The 18,072-nt window shown below is 68.2% G+C and carries 17 protein-coding genes; 8 read left to right on the top strand and 9 right to left on the bottom strand.

Annotated features, from left to right (window positions below):
- The first annotated feature begins 23 nt into the window (after window positions 1–23).
- The 3 genes from ACEN9N_RS16645 (at window position 24) to ACEN9N_RS16635 (ending at window position 1,777) form a co-directional block, all read left to right on the top strand.
- Window positions 24–650, top strand: a complete 627-nt coding sequence (locus ACEN9N_RS16645; RefSeq protein ID WP_495654040.1) for a DUF938 domain-containing protein — start codon at window positions 24–26, stop codon at window positions 648–650.
- A 182-nt stretch (window positions 651–832) separates the two neighbouring features.
- A complete protein-coding gene (locus tag ACEN9N_RS16640) occupies window positions 833–1,123 on the top strand; it encodes an HU family DNA-binding protein (protein ID WP_056593546.1) in 291 nt (96 codons plus the stop codon).
- A 123-nt stretch (window positions 1,124–1,246) separates the two neighbouring features.
- The gene (locus ACEN9N_RS16635) at window positions 1,247–1,777 is read left to right on the top strand and encodes a C40 family peptidase (RefSeq protein WP_495654039.1); all 531 of its coding nucleotides are present in this window, start codon (window positions 1,247–1,249) and stop codon (window positions 1,775–1,777) included.
- Window positions 1,778–1,781: 4 nt separating this feature from the next.
- Here ACEN9N_RS16635 and ACEN9N_RS16630 read toward each other — a convergent pair whose 3' ends face one another.
- From ACEN9N_RS16630 to ACEN9N_RS16610, 5 genes are all read right to left on the bottom strand, one after another.
- The gene (locus ACEN9N_RS16630; protein WP_007837261.1) at window positions 1,782–2,465 is read right to left on the bottom strand and encodes a DUF2894 domain-containing protein; all 684 of its coding nucleotides are present in this window, start codon (window positions 2,463–2,465) and stop codon (window positions 1,782–1,784) included.
- On the bottom strand, window positions 2,440–3,093 hold the full coding sequence (locus ACEN9N_RS16625; protein ID WP_413313769.1) for an OmpA family protein: 654 nt from the start codon (window positions 3,091–3,093) through the stop codon (window positions 2,440–2,442). Before ACEN9N_RS16625 ends, ACEN9N_RS16630 begins: the two co-directional genes overlap by 26 nt.
- Complete coding sequence (locus tag ACEN9N_RS16620; RefSeq protein ID WP_495654038.1) at window positions 3,093–5,453, bottom strand: DUF802 domain-containing protein; 2,361 nt, start codon at window positions 5,451–5,453, stop codon at window positions 3,093–3,095. The genes ACEN9N_RS16625 and ACEN9N_RS16620 overlap by 1 nt, the downstream gene beginning before the upstream one ends.
- Window positions 5,450–6,160, bottom strand: coding sequence for a DUF3348 domain-containing protein (locus ACEN9N_RS16615; RefSeq protein ID WP_007837265.1), 711 nt, complete (start codon window positions 6,158–6,160; stop codon window positions 5,450–5,452). Before ACEN9N_RS16615 ends, ACEN9N_RS16620 begins: the two co-directional genes overlap by 4 nt.
- 113 nt (window positions 6,161–6,273) lie before the next feature.
- Complete coding sequence (locus ACEN9N_RS16610) at window positions 6,274–7,521, bottom strand: FAD-dependent oxidoreductase (protein ID WP_495654037.1); 1,248 nt, start codon at window positions 7,519–7,521, stop codon at window positions 6,274–6,276.
- A 227-nt stretch (window positions 7,522–7,748) separates the two neighbouring features.
- On the opposite strand from ACEN9N_RS16610, the gene ACEN9N_RS16605 reads away from it, so the two are divergent.
- The 5 genes from ACEN9N_RS16605 to ACEN9N_RS16585 all read left to right on the top strand — a co-directional run bounded on the left by ACEN9N_RS16605 (window position 7,749) and on the right by ACEN9N_RS16585 (window position 13,397).
- Window positions 7,749–9,824, top strand: coding sequence for a carbon starvation CstA family protein (locus ACEN9N_RS16605; protein ID WP_495654036.1), 2,076 nt, complete (start codon window positions 7,749–7,751; stop codon window positions 9,822–9,824).
- 4 nt (window positions 9,825–9,828) lie between these two features.
- Window positions 9,829–10,035, top strand: a complete 207-nt coding sequence (locus ACEN9N_RS16600) for a YbdD/YjiX family protein (protein ID WP_007837269.1) — start codon at window positions 9,829–9,831, stop codon at window positions 10,033–10,035.
- 204 nt (window positions 10,036–10,239) lie between these two features.
- Window positions 10,240–12,399 carry a TonB-dependent receptor gene (locus ACEN9N_RS16595; RefSeq protein WP_495654035.1) on the top strand — a complete coding sequence of 720 codons (2,160 nt, stop codon included), beginning with the start codon at window positions 10,240–10,242 and terminating at the stop codon, window positions 12,397–12,399.
- A 127-nt stretch (window positions 12,400–12,526) separates the two neighbouring features.
- Entirely contained in the window at window positions 12,527–12,946 is a 420-nt protein-coding gene (locus tag ACEN9N_RS16590; RefSeq protein ID WP_495654034.1) for a sel1 repeat family protein, read from the top strand.
- A gap of 175 nt (window positions 12,947–13,121) precedes the next feature.
- Window positions 13,122–13,397 carry a hypothetical protein gene (locus tag ACEN9N_RS16585; RefSeq protein WP_056593515.1) on the top strand — a complete coding sequence of 92 codons (276 nt, stop codon included), beginning with the start codon at window positions 13,122–13,124 and terminating at the stop codon, window positions 13,395–13,397.
- Here ACEN9N_RS16585 and metC read toward each other — a convergent pair.
- The 4 genes from metC to ACEN9N_RS16565 all read right to left on the bottom strand — a co-directional run bounded on the left by metC (window position 13,370) and on the right by ACEN9N_RS16565 (window position 17,986).
- Window positions 13,370–14,617 (bottom strand): cystathionine beta-lyase, encoded by a 1,248-nt coding sequence (gene metC / locus ACEN9N_RS16580; RefSeq protein ID WP_495654033.1) that lies wholly within the window; start codon window positions 14,615–14,617, stop codon window positions 13,370–13,372. The genes ACEN9N_RS16585 and metC overlap by 28 nt on opposite strands.
- Window positions 14,618–14,662: 45 nt before the next feature.
- Entirely contained in the window at window positions 14,663–15,673 is a 1,011-nt protein-coding gene (locus tag ACEN9N_RS16575) for a Bug family tripartite tricarboxylate transporter substrate binding protein (RefSeq protein WP_413313719.1), read from the bottom strand.
- A gap of 57 nt (window positions 15,674–15,730) precedes the next feature.
- Window positions 15,731–17,314, bottom strand: a complete 1,584-nt coding sequence (locus ACEN9N_RS16570) for a rhodanese-like domain-containing protein (protein WP_495654032.1) — start codon at window positions 17,312–17,314, stop codon at window positions 15,731–15,733.
- 81 nt (window positions 17,315–17,395) lie between these two features.
- Window positions 17,396–17,986 carry a cysteine dioxygenase family protein gene (locus ACEN9N_RS16565; protein ID WP_495654031.1) on the bottom strand — a complete coding sequence of 197 codons (591 nt, stop codon included), beginning with the start codon at window positions 17,984–17,986 and terminating at the stop codon, window positions 17,396–17,398.
- Window positions 17,987–18,072 lie beyond the last annotated feature (86 nt).

The raw sequence follows: 18,072 nt of genomic DNA, 5'->3' as shown, positions 1-18,072 counted from the left end.
CAACCTCATCAAAATCCCCTCGAATGCCCGACCTTCCCCATAGCCCCGCCGCCGACCGCAACAAGCAGCCCATTCTGGACGCGCTGATCCGCATCCTCGGCGAGCGCGGCACTGTGTTGGAGATTGCGTCCGGTACGGGGCAGCACGCCGCCTGGTTCGCGGCAACCATGACTCAATGGGTATGGCAACCCACCGACGCAGATGCCCGCATGCTCCCCGCGATTGCAAGCCGAGTCGCGGAAGCCGCGCGACCGAATCTCTGCCCGCCGCTCCTGCTCGACGTGATGGCCCCTCGATGGCCATTGCAGGGTTCCGCACCCGCTGAAGAAGAAAAGAAGTTCGACGCGATCTACTGCGCCAACATGCTGCACATCGCGCCCTGGACCACATGCGCTGCCTTGATGCAGGGGGCCGCGCGGCATCTGCTTCCTGGCGGCGTGTTGATCACGTACGGGCCGTATCTGGAAGATGAAGTTCCAACGGCGCCGGGCAACCTCGCGTTCGACGAAGATCTGCGCGCCCGAAATTCCGCATGGGGCATTCGCCGCGTGGAAGACGTGACGGCAGAGGCGCACCGAGCAGGCCTCGTGTTGCGCGAGCGGCACGCGATGCCCGCGAACAACCTGCTGCTGGTCTTCGGCTTCCGGTGAATGCGTGGGTGCAGTTCGTTGCGCTGGAGATTCTTCCCGCGCCAGCGTGCATCGATCACGATGTTTCACTTTTGAAACGCGCGCATGTCCCGCTCCCTCGGCGGGGCGTTTAAAGTTCGAGCCCGGTGCGCTCCGCGCCACTCATTTCCCTTCAACCGTCCGATCGAAGAAAGAACCTCATCTTGAACAAGACCGACCTCATCACGGCCATTGCCGCCGACACCAACCTCAGCAAGGCCGATGCCGCCCGCGCGCTCGACTCCACCATCGAAAACCTGTCGCGCGCCCTGGCCGGCGGCGACACGGTGCAACTGATCGGCTTCGGCACCTTCGCCGTGGCGAGCCGCCCCGAGCGCACGGGCCGCAATCCGTCGACCGGCGAGCCGATGACCATCAAGGCCAGCAAAGCGCCCAAGTTCACCGCTGGCAAGGCGCTGAAGGACGCGGTCAACGCGCCCGCCGCAGGCCAGTAAGAGCTTCTTTCCTTCCTCCGTGGCGCCGGCGCAGCAGCGCACGGCCTGCGGAGGGGCCATCTTCAGGTAGCCGTCGCGTTCCGCGCTAGAGTCCGTGCACGTTCACAAGCTCAGCCATCAGACATGCCCGACGCACCTGTGCCAACGCAACGTTCCCACGCGCTCTTGCCGCCGCTGCCGCAGTGGCTGCTTCGACTCCTTCCGATAGGGGCCTGTCTTCTGGTTCTGGGCTGCGCAGGCCCCACCGGGCCACGGCCGGGAGCCGCCGTCACCAGCACGCTGACGGCCGAACAAACCAACAGCATCGCGATCCACGCACTGGGACTGGTCGGCACGCCGTACCGCTATGGGGGCAACACGCCGGACGGCGGCTTCGACTGCAGCGGCCTCATCGGCTACGTCTATCTCAACAGCGTGGGGCAGTCGCCGCCGCGCACGGTGGCGCGGATGGCGTCCTTCGGCAGTCCGGTGGCGATGTCCGACGTTCGCACCGGCGACCTCGTGCTCTTCGGCTCGTTCGCACCGACGCATGCCGGCATCTACGTGGGCGGAGGCCGCTTCGTGCATGCGCCGTCGACCGGCGGCGAGGTGCGGCTCGACAGGCTCGACGGCGTGTATTGGTCGCGCCAGCCGACGCAGGCTCGGCGGCCCTGAGGGTTCAGGCGGACTTGCCGCGACCGCTCTTCCTGGCAGGGCCTTCGGTGCGCGGGCTCGCCGCGCCCGCCGCGGCGCTGCTGCCGTTCAACTGATCGACCCACGACAACGCATCGACATACGACATGAACCGGTTGAGGTATTCCGGCGACAGGTCGCGCATCAGCGTGAGCGAACGGTGCACGAGGTGATGCGAGTTGAGGGGGCCCGCGTTCTCCGGCACCTTCGCCAGTGATTGCGTCAAGCGCCGATCCGCGCTGAGCCTGGACCATGTGCTCTTGAAGTAGCGGATCGACTTCAGTTCGGTGGAAGGCGAAAAGGCAGGGAGGCCGCGTGCCGCATTGCCCGCCGCGGGCGGCGAGCTGTCGCCAGGCACCGGTGCATGCCGGGCAATGTGATCGACGAGGCCGGCGAGCGCCCCGCGCTCTGGTGCGGCTTCCTGCTTCGCCACATCCGCTGGCTGTGCCTTTCCAAGATCCTCGCCGTACACGGCAAGCAGCGTGGCGACCTTGTCGTCGAGGATGCGCCGGGCCTCGCCGCTGTACGCGGCCGCGCGCCTGGCCATCGCTTCGATGACACGAAAGCGCACGGGATCGAAACGATGATCGCCGCGCTTGATCGATGCGGCGACCATCGCGGCGGTGTCGAGGCACGTCTCGTGATCAGTCACGGGGCTTTGCGCCGGCATTGTTGGAGGGCCTCGGCGTGGGCGCCATTTCCACGCGCCTGTTCTTCGAGCGCCCATCGGCATCTGCATTCGAGGCCACTGCCTGCTCGGATCCGAACGCCGCCGCGAAGATCGACGACGACGGTACGCCCGATTCGATCAGCGCCCGCGTCACCGTCAAGGCACGCTGCGCCGAGAGCTCCCAGTTGTCTGCAAATTGGCGCGCGTTGTCGCGCATCTGCCGGTCGTCGGTGAAGCCGCTCACCATCAGGATCTCGTCGCGCGACTTGAGGTACGCGCTCAGCGGCGCGGCCAGGCTCTTGAGCAGTTGCCGGCCTTCGGGCTGAAGCTCCGCGGAGTTGAAGGCAAACAGCACGCTGCCGCTGATGCCGATGCGGCCGTTGTTCAGCGTCACGCGGCCGGCTGCGAGCGGGCCCGCGAGAGCTTGCTCCAGCGTTTGCCGGCGCTTGGCCTCGGCCTGCCGCTGCTTGACCTCGGTCTCCAGCCTGGACGCGAGCTCCAGCTGCATGCCGATCGCGCACACCAGGATCAGCACGAAGGCACCGAGCAGGCCCGCCATCAGGTCGCCGAACACCGCCCACACCGGCACGCCCGGTTCGTCGAAGCCGGCATCGAGGTCTTCGCGCATCATGCTTCGCTGTCCACCGGTGCCTGCTGTTGCTGCCGGCTGGCGATCTGCTGCATGTCTTCGACAATCTGCTTTTGCGACATGATGCTCAGGTCGATGACTTCGCGCGCCTGCGCAACGTAGTAGGCCAATTGCTCGTCGCTGCGCGTGATGGACTTGCCCAGCGCGCCTTCGATGCGCTGCAGGTGGCCCACGAGCTTGTCGTTCGACTGGCTGAACAGCTGCACGGCAAGGCCGAAGGCTTCACCGAGGCTCGCAACTTCGACGGCACTGCCGGTGATCTGCGCGGCAACGGCGGCCATCTTCTCGGACTCCGCATCGGCCTTTTCGCTGAAGCGGCTGCCCACGCGCTCCAGCAGGTCGGCCGATGCGGACACCAGCGTGTCGATGGCCGTGCGCTGTTCGGTGGAGGCATGGTTCACGGCATCGAGCAGGGTGGCCAGCGTTTCGAGGATGCGGCTGCGCTCTTCCAGCATCGCGTTGTCGCGGGTCATGCTGTCGGCGAGTTTCTGGTGCAGCTCGGTGACAACCTCGGCTGCGGCGCGCGGTGCTTCCGCTGCGGCTTGCAGCAGCTGCGCGATCTCGGCGACGGTGTTCTTCGCATGCGCCTCGGTCTGGGCCGACATGTCCCGCGCGGTTTGCGCCATGGCGTCGATCAGTTGCTGCTGCTGGCTCGCGTTGTGTGCGCCGGCCTGCTGCCATTCCTGCTGCAGCGATGCGGCCATGGTGGCCAGCGATTGCGTCCACGCCAAGAGGCGCTGTTCGTCGCGCGATGCCATCTCGGACACGATCTCGGCCGCGGCCCGTGGAGCTTCCGAAGCCGCCTGCAGCAACTGTGCGATCTCGGCGACGGTGCTCTTCGCGTGCGCTTCGGTCTGGGCCGACATGTCGCGCGCGGCCTGCGCCATGGTTCCGAGAAGTTGTTGCTGCTGGCTCGCGTTGTGTGCGCTGGCTTGCTGCCATTCCTTTTGCAGCGAGGCGGCCATGGCCGTGAGCGATTGCGTCCAGGCCGCGAGGCGTTGCTCGTCGCGCGATGCCATGTCGGTCTGCAGCCTCGCGTGTGCGCCATCGACCGTGTCCAGCAGCGACGCGGAGTGCTGTGCAAAGGCGGCGGCGGCCGACGACAGGGCCTGGCGCGCATCGCCCGAGAGTTTTTCGCTCACGCGCTGATGCTGCGCAAGCGCGCTGCCCCAGGTGTCCGACACGTTGCCCACGGCGCTCTCGAGGCGGGCGGAGACGGTGTCGACCAGCGCAGCCGAGCGTTGCTCGAAGGTCTGCGCGAATTGGTCGTGCGAGCCGCGCATGTCCTTCGACAAGGCTTCGCTCGTGCGCTGGTGTTCAGCGAGCGCTGTCTTCCAGGTATCGGCCACGCGGGTGGTGGTGGCCTCGAAGCGGGTCGACAGGCCGTCGAGCTGCTGCTGCACGGTCTGCGAGATGGTGTCGTGCAGCGTGGCCGTTTCGCGCGCGATGCCGGCCATGGTGGCTTCGACGACCGGCTGGATTGCCGCGCCGGCGACGCGTGCGCTCTCGGTGAGGCTCTGCTTCAGCGACTGGTCGACGGAAGTGGCGAGGCTGCCGTACACGGCCTCGGCCTTGCTGTGGAAGAGGTCCTGGCTGGTGGCGAGGCGTTCGTTCAGCGCGTGGCTCTGGCGTTCCATCGCCAGCATCATGGCCTGCAGCTGGCCGACCAGCTCGGGCATGGCGTGAGCCTGCTGCTGCAGCAGCTTGAACGATTCCTCGCGCTGATGCGTGAGCGAGAAGACGCGCAGGGTGGTCGCGATCTGGGTGTCGAGCAATTGCCCGGCCTGCAGCCGCTCGCGCCGGCTCAGCGCCGAGGCCAGGCCCAGCATCGCCGACGCGGCCACGCCTGCCACGGAGGTGCCGAAGGCCAGTCCGAGGCCCTTCACGGGAGCGGACAGCGAGTCGCGGATGGTCTGCAGGTCGGTCGAGCTTTCCAGCGCGATGCCGGTGCCCTTGAGCGTGACCACCATGCCGACGAAGGTGCCGAGCATGCCCAGCAGCACGAGAAAGCCGGCGAGGTACGGCGTCATCGCCGGGCCGGGCAGGCCGACGCGTTCGCCCTCGATGCGCAGGCGCACCGCGTTGCGCAGCGAAGGATGCAGCCGGCCGAGCCATGCGCCGAGGTTCTCTGGCGGGGTGGAGAGGTCCGCCACGGCCTGCGTCAATGTGGAGGTGGCCTGCTGGAAGCGATGAAGTTCCAGCGCGCCCATGAGGTAGGACGCGCCAATGATCGCGGTGACGGCCAGCGCCAGCGGGTTCGTGCCGATGTATCCGGCGCCCACCCAGCCGACGACGGCCAGGCCTGCGACAAAGACGGCGTATTGAAGGAAGCGGGTCATGGGGTCCTGGTGGCCTGGGTGCGAAGTGCTTCGAGCAGCCCTTCGACCGGTTGAAATCGAAAGTCCAGTTCGGCGAGCAGCACGTCCTGGGCGTCTTTGCGGAACACGTCCAGCCACGCATCGGGGGGCTGGGTGCCGCTGTCTGTCTCTGCTTCGTCAGGCGTCCCGGCGGCCTTGCGCAAGCGCTCGAAGTGCTTTTCGAGCATCCCGGGCACGGCCGACAGCAGGCTGTGCTCGCGCGCCTCCAGCACCTGCGCCATGACCACGTCCACCGATGCCAGCCGGGCCATGGCCGGCGATCTGGCTGCCAGCGCCGAGCGCAGCCGGCTGCGCAGCGAACCGACACCGGCCTCCATCGCCTGTTGCCGGGCAAGGTAGCGCCGGCGGTACGGGGTGAACTCGGGCGTCGCGTCCTTGCCGGTGCCGAAGGTGCTGTCTTCGGCGATGGCATTCGCCAGGGCGGTTCGCACGCGTTGGCATTCGCCTTCTTCGGTGTTGCGGGGAGCGCGGGTGCCGGGCTGTGCCATCGTTGCCGGTGCGCCATCGAGCGCCGCGGACAGCGAGATGGCATCGGTCCAGCCGAACCACTGGCTCAGTCGGTCGGCGGTGGGTTGTGCGGGTTCGCGAGCATCGATGTCAGCCAGTCGGGAAAGCAAGCGAATGAGCGCCGAGCCGTTGAAACTTGTGCGCCTGAAAACTTGCCCCATACCGCTTGAACGCGCCTGATCGAAAAACCTGGCAGTCTACAACAGCGACCTCTCGCAGAGGCCTGCCCGGCGGCCTCCCCAGGCCCCGGCTGTGTAACGAAATGCCAGTTCCATCACGCCCGCGGCGACTTCACGTGCTCGGGCCGCACGCCCATGCCCACGGTCCGCGCCGGCAGCCTGCGCAGCAGCGGCCAGCGCGCCAGCAGCCGCAGCGGCCAGGGCAGGTGCCCGGAGCCGGACGCCAGCTCGCCGCCGAGCACGGGCACCAGCACGCGGTCCTGTATCAGGCGCTGCGCCGCCTGCGTCACGCGCACCGGCCATTCCCGGCGGCGCTGGAGCTGGGGCAGCAGGGCGTCGATTTCCTTCTCGCTCGCGGCGCCGGCCAAGGCCTGGGCCAGCAGGTTCGCGGCGGCCACGGCGTCCTGTACGGCGAGATTGATGCCGACACCGCCCACCGGCGACATCGCATGGGCCGCGTCGCCGATGCACAGCAGCCCGCGGCACGACCAGGCCTCGAGGCGGTCGACCGTCACCTCGAGCAGCTTCACCGCGTCCCAGCCGGGCAGGGCCGATGGCAGCCGGGCGGCGAGAAAGGGAGCGACCTTTCCGATCTCTTCATGGAACGCCTCGATGCCCCGGGCCTGCAGCGCAGCGTGGCCGCCCTTGGGAATCACGAAGGCGCATTGCCAGTAATCGCCGCGGTTCAGCATCGCCAGGAAGCGCCCGCGCGCGATGTAGCCCCCGGTGGTGGAGGGGTCGCCGGCCTGCTTGGGAATGGCCATCCACAGCGCGTCGATGGGTGCGCCGTAGCTGATGTGCGGCAGCGCCGCGGCATCGCGCAGCGCGGAATGCCGGCCATCGGCCGCCACCACCAGCGAAGCATGCAGTTCGACATCCTGCGGCTGGCCCGCGCGGCCGCCGCGCCGCACCTTCACGCCGTTGACGCGTCCCTTGTCCTGCAGCAGGCCGATGACCTCGGCATCGGTCCACAGCTCGAAGCCCGGATAGCGCCGGGCCTCGTCGCACATGAAATCGAGGAACTCCCATTGCGGCATCAACACCAGGAACTTGCTGTGCGAGGGCAGGTGCGTGAAATCGGCCACCGGGATGCTGCGGCCTTCGAAGGTGACGCGCAGTTCCTCGATGCGGTCGTGCGGGCGCTGCAGGAAGGCGTCGAGCAGGCCCAGCTCGTGCAGGATCTCGAGCGTCGACGGGTGCACGGTGTCGCCGCGAAAGTCGCGCAGGAAGTCGAGATGCTTTTCCAGCACGACGACGGGCACGCCGGCCCGGGCCAGCAGAAGGCCCAGCACCATGCCGGCAGGACCGCCACCTGCGATGCAGCAGCGTGGTTGTGTGTCCATGGCTTCGATTCTTTCGCCCCCTGATCGCGTCCTGATGAGGGCTCACATGTTCGCGCCTGGTCCGGTTCCTGCGTGTAGGCCCGCAGGCATTGCACTGCGGGACGGCGCCTGCCGTACCCGGGTTTTCCATTACGCAAAGCCACGCATGCACTCCGCGCAGTCCGACGGATGCGCCCGCGCCGCAGCCCGGCAAAACTCCTCGGGTTCAATATAGAGGAGACATCCGCATGCACAGCATCCGACGCCACCTGGTGTGGCTGGTCGTGGCCGTGGTCGGCGCATTCGCGCTCGGCACCGTGGCCCTGACCCGAGGCGAAAGCGTCAACGCCCTCTGGGTGGTGGCCGCCGCGATCTGCACCTACCTGATCGCCTACCGCTACTACAGCCTGTTCATCGCCGACAAGGTGCTGGGCCTGGACGGCAACCGCAAGACGCCGGCACACCGCCACAACGACGGCCTGGACTATGTGCCGACCGACAAGAACGTGCTGTTCGGCCACCACTTCGCGGCCATCGCCGGTGCGGGCCCGCTGGTGGGTCCGGTGCTGGCGGCGCAAATGGGCTACCTGCCCGGGCTGCTGTGGATCCTGGCGGGCGTGGTGTTCGCCGGCGCGGTGCAGGACTTCATCATTCTGTTCATCTCCACGCGGCGCGACGGCCGCTCGCTCGGCGACCTCGTCAAGCAGGAGATGGGCGTGGTGCCCGGCATGATCGCGCTGTTCGGCACCTTCATGATCATGATCATCATCCTCGCGGTGCTGGCGCTGATCGTGGTGAAGGCGCTGGCTGAATCGCCGTGGGGCACCTTCACGGTGGCAGCGACGATTCCGGTGGCATTGTTCATGGGCGTGTACCTGCGCTACATCCGCCCGGGGCGCATCGGCGAGGTGTCGCTGATCGGCTTCGTGCTGCTGATGCTGGCCATCTTCGGCGGCCAGGCCGTGAGCCAGAACCCCGAGTGGGCCCCGCTCTTCACCTTCGACGGCAAGGCGCTCACGTGGATGCTGGTGGGCTACGGCTTCATTGCCGCGAGCCTGCCGGTGTGGCTGCTGCTGGCGCCGCGCGACTACCTGTCGACCTTCCTGAAGATCGGCACCATCATCGCGCTGGCCATCGGCATCGTGTTCGTGATGCCTACGCTGCAGATGCCGTCCGTCACGCAGTTCGCGCAGGGCAACGGCCCCGTGTGGGCGGGCAGCCTGTTCCCGTTCCTGTTCATCACCATCGCCTGCGGCGCCGTCTCGGGCTTTCATGCGCTGATCTCCTCGGGCACCACGCCCAAGATGCTCGACAACGAGCGCCATGCGCGCTTCATCGGCTACGGCGGCATGCTGGCCGAATCCTTCGTCGCGGTGATGGCGCTGGTCGCGGCCTCGTGCATCGAGCCCGGCATCTACTTCGCGATGAACAGCCCCGGCGCGCTGGTCGGCACGACCGCGCAGCAGGTGGCGGCCACGGTGTCGAGCTGGGGCTTCGTGATCACGCCCGAGATGCTGCTGCAGACCGCCAAGGACGTGGGCGAGACGACGATCCTCGGCCGCGCAGGCGGTGCGCCGACGCTGGCCGTGGGCATGGCCCACATCCTTCATCAGGTGATCGGCGGGCAGGCCATGATGGCCTTCTGGTACCACTTCGCGATCCTGTTCGAGGCGCTGTTCATCCTCACGGCTGTGGATGCCGGCACGCGCGCCGGCCGCTTCATGCTGCAGGACCTGCTGGGCAGCTTCGTGCCCGCGCTCAAGCGCACCGATTCGCTGCCGGCCAACCTCGTCGCCACGGCGCTGTGCGTCGCGGCCTGGGGCTACTTCCTGTACCAGGGGGTGGTCGATCCGCTGGGCGGGATCAACACGCTGTGGCCACTGTTCGGCATCTCCAACCAGATGCTGGCCGCGGTGGCGCTGATGCTGGGCGTGGTCGTGCTGTTCCGCATGAAGCGCGAGCGCTATGCGTGGGTGGCGATTGCGCCTGCCGTGTGGCTGCTGGCGTGCACGCTCACCGCGGGCTGGCAGAAGATCTTCTCGGCCGACCCGAAGATCGGCTTCCTCTCGCATGCGGCCAAGTACACCGACGGCATCGCCAGCGGCGTGCTGGTGGCGCCGGCCAAGACGCCCGAGGCCATGTCGCGCATCGTGTTCAACGACCGCCTCGACGCGGCGCTGTGCGCGCTCTTCATCTTCGTGGTGCTGAGCGTGCTGGTCTACAGCATCAAGGCCTGCCTGGCAGCGCGTGCGGCCAACCGGCCGACCACCAAGGAAACGCCGTTCGAGCCAGTGGGCGCTGTCGCTGCCACGGCCGCGCACTGACGCCATGGGCCTCGCATTGCCGGAAGCCGGGCGCTACTTTGCGCGCTCGCTCAAGCAGTCTCTGCGGCTCATGGTCGGGCTGCCCGACTACGACGCCTACCTGACGCACATGGCGGCCACCCACCCGGACCGCGCGCCGATGAGCTACGAGGCCTTCTTCCGCGAACGGCTGGAGGCGCGCTACGGGGCAGGCAAGGGGCGTTGCTGCTGACGCGCCGCTGCATCTAGAATCCTGCGGTCGCGCGACGCGATCCCTTCGCCCAAAGCCCCGGCCATCGAGCCGGTGCGGGCCGGCGAAGGCACCCAACCCAGATTTCCTCCAGGCAGGGCGTACACGGTTTCTCCATCCGAGCGATGGGGAGCCGGTGTGGCGCTTCGCGATTTCAAAAACAAATCGCCCTGAGGGAATTTCGCCATGTCCGTTCGTTCTCGCGCGCCGCGTTTTCGCCTGCGCCATCCGTCCCTGTTCGTTGCCGCCCTGGCCGCCGCGCACTGCGCGGCACAGGCCCAGAGCGCCGATGCGACGCTCAAGGAAGTGACCGTCAGCTCCGAGCAGGACGTCGGCTATGCGCCGTCCATCGGCAGCACTGCCACCAAGGGCTCCGCGCCCCTGCGCGACATTCCGCAGGCGGTCAACGTGGTGCCGGCGCAGCTGCTGCGCGACCAGGGCGCGACTTCGATGCAGGACGCGCTGCGCAACGCGCCCGGCGTGTCGTTCAACGCGGGCGACGGCCAGCGCGACCAGGTGGTGATCCGCGGCTTCACCGCCATCGCCGACTGGTTCGTCGACGGCGTGCGCGACGACGCGCTGTACTTCCGCGATCTCTCGGACACCGAACGCATCGAGGTGCTGAAGGGCCCGGCCGCAGTGCTGTACGGCCGCGGCTCCTCGGGCGGCCTGATCAACCGCGTGACCAAGAAGCCGGTCTTCGACCGCGCCTTCGGCGAAGTCTCGCTCGGCCTCGGCACGCACGACTTCAAGCGGCTCGCCACCGACCTCAACACGCCCATCGGCGAGAACATGGCGTTTCGCCTCAACGTCGCGCGCGAGAAGTCGGGCAGCTACCGCGACCAGCAGTTCATCGACCGCTACAACGTCGCGCCGTCGCTGGCCATCAAGTTCAGTCCGCAGACCGATCTGCTGCTGCAGTACACCAACGCCTACGACCAGCGGCTCACCGACTTCGGCATTCCGGCGCTCAACGGCCGCCCGGTGAACGTGCCCATCGGCACCTACTACGGCTCGGCCTTCGGCAAGCGCGACGACACCACCACGACGAAGGTGCAGTCGTTCACCGCCACGCTGAACCACCGCTTCAGCGACACGCTGAGCCTGCGCAACACCACGCGCTATTCCAGCTACGGACTCGACCGCTACAACACGCTGCCCAGCGGTACCACCGACCCCGTTCGCCTGACCGTGGGCCGCACGCGCGGCTTCATCCTGCGCGACGAGAGCGGCTGGTTCAACCAGACCGACCTGACATGGCGCAACGAGCTCGGCGGCTTCAGGCAGGAATGGCTGCTGGGTGCGGAGTTCGGCCAGCAGGAGAAGCGGGCGTACTCCGTGTCGTCGGCCACCGGCTTCGAACGCGTGAGCATCCTGAACCCGGTGGCCGCACCCGCGCCGATTCCGCTCGCGAGCTACACGGCCAGCAGCGCGATCCCGAGCAACACGCGCTTCAAGACCGCCGCGCTCTACGCGCAGGACCAGATCACCCTGGCACCGCAGTGGAAGGCGCTGGTCGGCGGGCGCTACGACGTTTTCGGGCAGGACACCTCGTTCGAACGCACGCTGGCGCCGTTGTCGCGCACCGATCGCAAGTTCAGCCCGCGCGCGGGCGTGGTCTGGCAGCCGAGCGAAACGCAGTCGTACTACGTGTCGTACAGCCGCTCGTTCCAGCCTTCGGCCGAGACCTTCGCGCTGTCGGCCAGCAACACCGCCAACGACCCCGAGATCACGGTGAACAAGGAGATCGGCGCCAAGCTCGACTTCCTGGATGGCGCGCTCAACCTCACTGCGGCGGTGTTCAACCTGGAGCGCTCGGGCATCAAGAACACCGACCCGACCAACCCCGCGCGGCAGATCAACGTGGGCACGCAGCGCACCAACGGCATGGAGCTGGCGCTGGCCGGCAAGCTGCCGGGCCGCTGGGACATCAGCGCGGGCTATGCGTACCTCGACGGCCGCATGACCAAGTCGCTGGCCACGGTGAGTTCGCTGCAGTTGCCGGTTGGAGCGGCGATGCCGGTGCAGGGCAAGATCGCGCCCCTCACACCGCGGCACTCGGCTTTCGTGTGGCTCATGAAGGACCTGGGCAACGGCCTGAGCGCGGGCGGCGGCGTCAACTACGTGGCCGCGCGCTATGCGTCGCTGAGCAACCTCGTCACGCTGCCTTCCTATGTCACGGCAGACCTGGCCGCGAGCTACAAGACCGGGCGCTACGAGATTTCGGCGAACCTGAAGAACATCACGAACCGCAAGTACTACGTGTCGGGGCATGGCAGCGTGGACAACCTGATCATGCCGGGGCCCGGGCGCGAATTGCAGGTGATGCTGACCGCGAAGTTCTGAGGCACGGGCACGGGCACGGGCGCGGGCTCAGTCTCCGGCTGAGGCGGCCTGCGCGAAATCCGGCTTCTCCATTCGGCGCGGCCGCGCGACGATGCCTGCACGACAACACTATTCGTGGAGAACATCGATGCCATCCGAACTCAACCTGATGACCGGCCTGTCGCTGCGCTTTCGCGTGCTGCTGTCGGGTGTGCTGTTGCTGGTGGCCGCGCTCAGCGCCGCGCGTCCTTCGGATGCGGGCGTCGAACTGCAGGCGGAACAGCGCTTCCAGCTGGCCCTCGAAGCACAGGCCGACCGCGACTACCGCGCGATGCTCGTACAGCTGCGGCAGGCCGCCACCGAAGGCCATGCCGAGGCGCAGGAGATGCTCGGCATGGTGCTGCTGACCGGCCCGACGCTGTACGGCACGGCCGTGAAGGCCGACCGCTGCGAGGCCGGGGCGTGGATGCGCCGCGCGGCAATGCAGGGCAGCGAGACGGCGAAGGTGCAGCTGACCTTCCTGAACCGGCTGCGCGCCTCGCCTGCGGGGAAGCGCGCCTGCGAATGAATGAATGAATGAATGAATGAATGAATGAATGCGCCCCGCATCGACGGGCTCGCGAAGATTTCGCCGCTGCAGGCGGGAAGTTGGCCTACTCGCAGCGTCTGCGCCCGCGCATGGGCGAAGGCCGCGGGGCAGCGCAAGCTCGGGGCTCGATCATTCCGCTACGAGGATCTTGACCATGCGCAAGCCGACGACTCTCCCACGCCATCCCGAGGACGTCACGCAACTCGATGTGTCCCAGGCCGTTCTCGAGGACGAGGAGAACCCCAGCGCCCTGCGCGCACTCACGCCGCATGAACGCGCCTTGCTGTTTCCCGCGCGCGAGGGCTGGGGCGCTGCGTGCGGGCGAGCCGTGCGCAGCCTGACGAGCAGTCCGGTGAAGCTGCTGGGCGCCGCGGCGGTGGTGGGGCTCGCGCTGGCCCTGGCCTACGCGAAGCGCCCGGACCGGGCTTGAGCGTCCGCGCCGTGCTGCTGCCGGGTTTGCATTGCAGCAAACCCGCGCTCCAGATCGGCCATCAGATCCGAGGGCGCCTCCAACCCGATGTGCAACCGCACCACCGCCCCGCGCCCGCTCCAATCCGTCACGCTGCGCGCCGCACGCATGTTGGTCCATGCCACCAGGCTTTCATAGCCGCCCCATGACGAGCCACGCCCGAACAGCGTGAGTGCATCGACGAAGCGCTCGACCGCCGCGCTTTCGATGCCTGGCTGCAGCTCGATGGACAGCAGCCCGTTCGTGCCCTTGCAATCGCGTTTCCAGAGGTCGTGCCCCGGGTGCTGTGGCAGTGCCGGGCAGAACACGGTCGCCACCTCGGGCCGCTCCTGCAGCCAGTGCGCCACCTCCAGCGCATGCCGCTCGTGCATCTGCAGCCGCGCCGACAGCGTGCGCATGCCGCGCAGCACCAGCCACGCGTCGTCGGGGCTCACGGTCATGCCGAACGCATCGCAGCGTTCGTTGAGCGGGCGCCATGCGGCTTCGGTCGTGGCGACGGTGCCCATCATCACGTCCGAGTGGCCCGAGAGGTACTTGGTCGCGGCCATCGTCGAGATGTCCGCACCCAGCGCGAGCGGGCGGTATTGGACGCCCGATCCCCAGGTGTTGTCCGCCGCGAGCAGCGCGCCGCGCGCATGCGCCAGTGCCGCGAGCTTGGGCAGGTCGCACATCTCGTAGACCAGCGAGCCGGGGCACTCCGCATACACGAGCCGCGTGTTCGGCTCGAACAGTTCCTCGATGCCGCTGCCATCCGCTGCAAAGAACGAGCTGCGGATACCGTACGGCTCGAGGAAGGAATGCACGAGATTGCGCGTGGGCTCGTACACGCTGTCCGACATCAGCACGTGGTCGCCCGGCTTCAGGTACGACAGCAGCACCATGCCGATGGCGGCAAGGCCGGTCGGAAAGAGCCGTGTGCGATAGGCGCCTTCGAGTTCGCTCACCGCATCCTCGAGCGCGAAGGTGGTCGGCGTGCCGCGTGCGCCATAGCTGAAGATGCGCTCCTCGTCGCGCCTAGCCCGCGCGTCGCGCATCGCGCCCACGCTGTCGAACAGCACGGTGCTCGCGCGCACCAGGGGCGTGTTGACGGGCGATCCGCCGGCGTATGACGGCGTCTTGCCGGTGCGTGTGAGCCGGGTATTGAGTGTCAGGCCGGCGGGGACGGAGTGCGAATCGGGCATGGTTGGGGAGGGGCGAAGGGAGGTCGGGCCGCCATGTTGCGTCAATCAGTCGGCGCGTGCACCCGAAAGCTTGACGATGCGCGACCAGCGGTCGATGTCCTGGCGCAGCTGCGCCGCGAAGGCGTCCGGCGAATTGGCCACCACCTCGCTGCCGCCGTCGGTCACGAGCTTGCTCACCTCGGGCAGATGCAGCGTGCGCACGATGGCTTCGTTCAGGTAGGCCACGCGTTCCGGCGGCGTGCCGGCGGGCGCGAAGAAGCCGTACCAGTCTTCGAAGCGCGCACCGGCATAGCCCAGCTCTTCCAGTGTCGGCACCTTCGAGAACACGCCGATGCGGCGCGGGCTGGTCACGGCGAGCACGCGCAGCTTGCCGTTCTGCACGAGGCCGGCGACCGAAGCGGTGGACGTGACCAGCACGTCGACCTGTCCGCCGAGCAGGTCGGTCAGTGCCGGCCCGGCGCCCTTGTAGGGCACGTGCGTCATCTCCACGCCGTTGTCCTTGGCCAGCACCACGCCGACGAGGTGCGACAGCGTGCCGTTGCCGGGCGTCGCATAGGTCACCTTGCCGGGGCTGGCCTTGGCCTTCGTCGCGAGGTCGGCGAAGCTCTTGAGGGGCGAGCTGGCGTCCACCACCAGCGCGAGCGGTGCGGCGTTGATCTGCGTGATGGGAATGAAGTTCTTGATCGGGTCGAAGCCCGGCGCCGCGTACAGCGTGGGGTTCACGGCCATGATCGACACCTGCGAGGTGAGCACGGTGTAGCCGTCGGGCCTGGCGTCGGCCACGGCCTTGGCGCCGATGTTGCCGCCCGCGCCGCCGCGGTTGTCGACCACTGCCGCCTGCCCCATGATTTCCGGCAGGCGTGTGGTGACGAGGCGCGCCGTCGCGTCGTTGCCGCCGCCGGGCGGAAAGGGCGAGATGAACTTCACCGTCTGCGAGGGGAAGCCGTTGCGTGGCGCCAGCGGTTCGGCGGCGGCTGGCTGCAGGGCGAGCGCCGCGAGCCATGCGGCGGCGACGGCATAACGGGCGATGTGCGGGATGCGGCTGGCGAACGGCATGGCGGAACTCCTGGAATAGGAACGGACAAGGACGAACGGAAAGCGGAACCGGGGATGTCAGCCGTGCGATGCGGCGGCGGGCAGGCGGAAGGCGGCGCGCTCCTGCGCGTCGAGCTGCGCGACGAGGCCTGTCTCCCATGCGAGGTAGCGGCGCGCGGCTTCCTTGTTGCCGTCGTGCCGGTCGTGCACGAAGAACAGGTAGTCGATGCAGTCGCCGTCGGCGGGCAGCGCGGGCGTGGCCTCGACGGGCAGGCCGGCGGCGCGCCATGCGGCCATGCCGCCTGCCAGCAGCAGCGGTGCGCTCGGCAAGCTCGCGAGCTCGGAGGCCGCGGCCCATGCCGCGAGCGGGGCGTCGTCGGCAACCAGCACGAGCTGGCGCGTCTCGGTGTTCGCCACGTCGCGGGCGAGGCGGGGGCGGATCGACCAGCGGGCCTGCGCGATGTGGCCGGCGCGAAACTGCATGCTGGCGCGCAGATCGACTACCGCCACCTCGTTGCGCTCGATGCGCGCGGCGAGCGCCTGCGCATCGATGGTGGCCAGCGCGGGCGCGCGGGGCGCGGCGGCAGGCGCGAGCGACAGCCTGCTCGCCAGCCCGCCTTCGAGCACGCTCGCGTCGTGCCCCATCTGCCGCAGCCAGCTCGCGATGGTCGGCGCACGCACGCCGTCGTTGTCGAACAGCACAAGCCGTGCGCCGCGCACGCCGAAGTACTGGTCACCCGCCTGCATCAACTGTCCGCCCGGCGTGTGCTGCGCACCGGGCAGGCTGCCGGCCGCGAATTCTTCCGGCGTGCGCACGTCGCACAGGAACAGGGTGCGCTCTGCGTCGTCGGCCCACTGCCGCACGGCCTGCGCGTTCACCATCGGCACGTCGAAGCGGGCGGCCAGCGCCCTGGCGGCGGAGCGCAGGTCGGTGTTGCCGCTGTCGTCGGCGTAGCGCCGCGTGCCGCCGTGCTCCAGCGTGTGATCGGCAAGGTACCAGCCCTGCGTGCCGTTCTCCAGCGCATAGACGGGGTTGGGCAGCCCCAGGTTGATGAGCGTCTGCGCGCCGATGATGCTGCGTGTGCGGCCCGCGCAGTTGATGACGATGGGCGTGGTGGTGTCGGGCACCAGCCGGCGCACGCGATAGGCCAGCTCGCCGTTGGGGCAGCAGGTGGCGCCCGGGATGTTCATCTTGTGGAACTCGCTGGCGGGGCGGCCGTCGAGCACAACCACTTTGTCTTTGCGAGCGAGCATCTCCGCGAGCTGGCCGGCGCTGACGCGGGGTGTGTGATAGACCTCCTCGGCCAGTTCGCCGAAGGTCTTCGAGGGCAGGTTGACGCCCGCGAAGAGCACGTAGCCCGCGGCCTTCCAGGCACGAGTGCCGCCTTGCAGCACATGCACGCTGCCGTAGCCCAGCACGGCGAGGCGCGCGGCGGCGCGCTCGGCCACGTCGGCGTCGCCCTCGTCGTACACCACCACGCGCACGCTGCGGCGCGGCACGAGGCGCGGCGCATCGATCTCCAGCCGGCTGAAGGGCAGGGGAATGCCATGGAACAGATGGGCCTCGCCGTACTGGCCGTGCTCGCGCACGTCGAGCAGCGCGATCTCGCCGCCGTCGTGCAGCCAGGATTTGAGGGTCTTCGGGTCGATGGAGGAAGTCATGAGGCGGGTCGTCGGGACGAATGAAATCCTGCGAGGCCACGCTGCGCGGCCCGCATGAAAGCGAAGCGGAAAAAAATGCGGCTAGCGGCGCGTCTGCACGCCGATGCCCATGGTCTGGTACGTGCCCGCGTCGAGGTCGTAGGCGGTGCGCTGGTTCAGCGTTTCGAGCGCGCGGCCGTACATGTGCAGATGGCGAATGACCTGCTCGCCCTGGATCTCGACCGAGTGGATGTCCTCGGGCATCAGCGCGATGCCCTTGCCCGGCGCGACGACGACCAGAGCCGTCTGCTTCAGCTTGCCCACGCCCGGCACGCTGCCGTCGTCGGTGCGCTCGTACACGCGGTTGTGCTCGGTGCCTTCCACGGCCGCGATGCAGGCCCAGGTCGTGTGGTTGTGCGGCACGATTTTCTTGCCCGGGCGCATCACGTTCAGGTACAGCGCGTAGCTCTGGTCGGGATCTTCGGCGATGAGGTAGCGGGCCTGGTGCTCGCCCGCCTCGGGCGGCGGGAAGTCGGCGGCGCCCCAGTATTCGGTGTGCGCGGCCAGGCCTTGAAGCGAATCGAGCACCACGTCGAGCTTTTCCCGGGTGACTTCAGCGCCGCCTATGGCCTTCTTCATGTCGGCGATGGACGCCTCGACGGCCCGGCTGCGTTGCTCGGATGGGGTGCTCATGCGGTTTTCTCCAGTGGGGTTGCCTGTTCGGTGTGCATCCACTGTAGTGACGGGGGCGTGACGCAACAATCCAGCTGGCGCAGGAA

It is taken from the genome of Variovorax sp. Varisp46 (genome assembly GCF_059491885.1).
This window is presented reverse-complemented; position numbering and strand designations above follow the sequence as displayed.